The sequence below is a fragment of the Maribacter sp. genome (assembly GCF_016744255.1).
GTDB lineage: Bacteria > Bacteroidota > Bacteroidia > Flavobacteriales > Flavobacteriaceae > Maribacter_B.
This window is the reverse complement of the sequence record NZ_JADGES010000059.1, coordinates 1-3378: the sequence shown is the minus strand read 5'-3', so window position 1 is coordinate 3378 and position 3378 is coordinate 1. Positions and strand designations below refer to the sequence as shown.

Here is a 3378-nt window from a genome sequence, read left to right as displayed (position 1 = left end):
AACAGGATATAGTGTCAATGTAGATGATACTACTGTTGGAATTGTTGCAGATGCAATTCTGGTTAAAGACAATGGAATAACATCAACACAAATAGCACCAAATACCATCGCTGCTAGTGACCTTAGTAACATGGGCGCAACTACTACTGGGCAAATATTAAAATGGAATGGAACAACTTGGGCTCCTGCTATAGATGATACAGGAAGTTCTGTGACAGATACTGAAATAAACGACGGTCTAACTGATTTCAACTCTACAACAGGATATAGTGTCAATGTAGATGATACTACTGTTGGAATTGTTGCAGATGCAATTCTGGTTAAAGACAATGGAATAACATCAACACAAATAGCACCGAATACTATCGCTGCTAGCGACCTTAGTAATATGGGCGCAACCACTACGGGGCAAATCCTAAAATGGAATGGTACAGCTTGGACTCCTGCTACAGATGATAATTTATCTAATACAGATTTAATACAAACTACTGGACAGGATAGAACCTATGATTTAAATGGAAGTGATTTAGCCTTTGTTGACAATTCCGGACTACCTGTTACTGGCAATATTGGAATAGGAAACTTACCCGGAGCGCCGCAAGATAAACTAGATGTTGATGGTCAAATTAGAGCTAGAAATGGTTTTGCAGCTTCAAATGGTTCTGCTGGACAACCTAGCATAGGATTCTATAATGACTCAGACACAGGAATATATAGAATTGCTGCTAACCAACTAGGGTTTTCTACAAATGGAATACTAGCGTTAACCATAGATGCCTCACAAAATATTATATCCCAAGCAAATTTAACTGTGGGCGGAACCATTTCAACCGTAGCATCAGGTCAAGTTCATCCAGACTATGTATTCCAAAAATATTTCCTAGGAAACTCAACTTTAAACTCAGATTATGAGTTCAAAAACCTTCGTAAAATAGAAGAATTCATCAAAAAAAACCATCATTTACCAGGCCTGCAATCAGCCAAAGAAATAAATGAGAAAGGAATCTGGAATATAGGAGAAGCTTCAAGAATTAACCTTGAAAAAATAGAGGAATTATTTCTTCATACTATAGAACAAGAAAAGAAAATAAAGACTTTAGAAAAGGATAAAAACAATTTATCCAAAGAACTCAATTCTCTAAAAAAAGAGGTAGAACTTATTAAAGAATTACTTTTAAACAAGTAAAAATGAAAAAGCTACTCTTCTCTTTTGTTTTGTTATTTGCCATTGCGCTACCCGCGCAAACCGCCTTATGGAATTACGGCAACATACAAATACACAACCAAGGACAAATAGGTTTTCATACCAATTTTATAAACAATGCTCCTTTTGATAACAACTTAGGCTTAGCAGGTTTTTACGGAGATAATACCATAACCGTTGCTGGTGGTTTTGTTCCGCAATTCTACGATACAGAAATTGCAAATGATGCAGGCGTACTATTAAGCTTAAATATAGATAATACCAATAACGCCAATTTTATCAGCGGGGATTTTAGAACCATTAAAACGCAGTCTTCTACCTATTTAAATTTTTTAAGTAATGCTAACTATGTGGGATCTAGCAACTTCTCTAAAGTAGATGGGTACACCGCAATTACCAACCAACAAAATTTTATTTTTCCGGTTGGTGATAGCCAAGAGCTTAGACCTTTAATTTTAAATTCTTCCGATATTAATGCCCTAGCCAAATGTGCTTATTTTAGGGAGAACCCAGATACTCCAATATCTTTCAACACCACTTTTAGTACGTTTACCAAACCAGCAGAAATTAAATCTATAAGCACTAGAGAATTTTGGGTATTAGAGGGCAACATAAACTCTACCATTAGCATTAGCTGGAACGCACAAAGTAATATAGATTTACTAACCGAGGATATTAATGATATTATTCCCGTAGGCTGGAACAAATCTACCAGACAATGGATAAGTTTAGAAGCTACTGCAGTAGGTGGAGATTTAACGCAAGGATTTGTAGAATCTGCTACTTTTAACCCAGATAATTACGAAATAATTACCTTTGGCAGTAAAGAAAATAAAGAAACATTAACTGTGGATGTTTTAACATTAGACAACTTTTTAATTACCCCTAATGGCGATGGTAATAATGACACTTTGGTGATTCCAGAACTAGAACAGTCTCCAAATAATACTATTCGTATTTTTGACCGTTACGGCTTAAAAGTATACGAAACGGCAAATTACACCAATAATTTCAACGGCTATTCTAATCAGAATAACATCCTTTTCGACAAAGAAAAAGGCCTTCCTATTGGTGTTTATTTTTATATTATTTCTATGGATGATATAAAAATGGACTTTCAAGGTTTTATGTATTTAGCCCGTTAAAACTCTTCACTTTCTAGCAATGTAACTAGTCCTAGTTATGTGTTTTATCGAAAAATAGTGCAGAATTTATCTCTTTTTTTCACTGCACTGGTAATTCACAACATTTTCATAGGCTTACGCAACATTTTAAATTTATAGCACATTTTACATGGTATTTTTACGGGTAAACATATAGTTGCCCCAAAACACATTTACCATGTATTTTAAAAGAATAAGTCTACTTTTTGCCATTTTAGGAATCCAAGCCATATCTGCCCAAGTAAAAATTGGAGAACAACCAGATAATATTGATGCTGCTTCGATTGTTGAATTAGAGAGCACAAATAAAGCCTTAGTTTTAACAAGACTAACGACTAGTCAAATGCAAAGCATCTCACCTTTGCGTGGCGCTCTTGTTTATAACACCGAGACACAGTGTATTCACTATTTTAACGGATTACTTTGGAATAACCTTTGCCAAGCGAGTAGCGGAAGTAACCAAATGCTGAGTTTTGATGACGTTTCGAATATTCTATCCTTAGAGAATGGCGGCTCTGTAGATCTTACAAAATTTTTAAGCTCTTCTCTTACTCAAGCAGATATAGAAGCTATGGGTTTTGTTGTTGGACCACATATTACGGATACTAATACCCAGTTATCCGAAACAGAAGTGGATGCTTTTGTTGCGAATAATGGTTATTTAACTACCGAGGTAGATGGTGATGCTTCGAACGAATTAAATACTGGAATTTCTTTTGATGGCACTTACTTAATTGTTACAGACGGAGGTGGAAATCAATCTGTAGATATAAGTGCTTTAGCTTATGATGATACTGTAATACAAAATAGTCTTGCTAACAATACTACTGCTGTTACAGCAGAAGTAACTAGAGCTACTGCTGCAGAAGCAGCTAACACCACTCTAATAAATACAAACACAGCAAACATTACGAGCAACGACACCGATATTTCTGCTTTACAAAACGATAAAGAAAATACCGCTAACAAATCTAGCGATGTAACTCTGGCCGATGGTACTAACACTAAATT

At 35.4% G+C, this 3378-nt stretch carries 1 protein-coding gene and 2 pseudogenes; all 3 read left to right on the top strand.

Annotated features, from left to right (window positions below):
• A pseudogene (locus QZZ51_RS10790) lies at positions 1–1186 on the top strand (hypothetical protein); the annotation flags it as partial.
• A 2-nt stretch (positions 1187–1188) separates the two neighbouring features.
• Positions 1189–2349 (top strand): gliding motility-associated C-terminal domain-containing protein, encoded by a 1161-nt coding sequence (locus tag QZZ51_RS10785; protein WP_291869469.1) that lies wholly within the window; start codon positions 1189–1191, stop codon positions 2347–2349.
• Between the two features lie 196 nt (positions 2350–2545).
• Positions 2546–3378: pseudogene (locus QZZ51_RS10780) on the top strand (hypothetical protein); the annotation flags it as partial.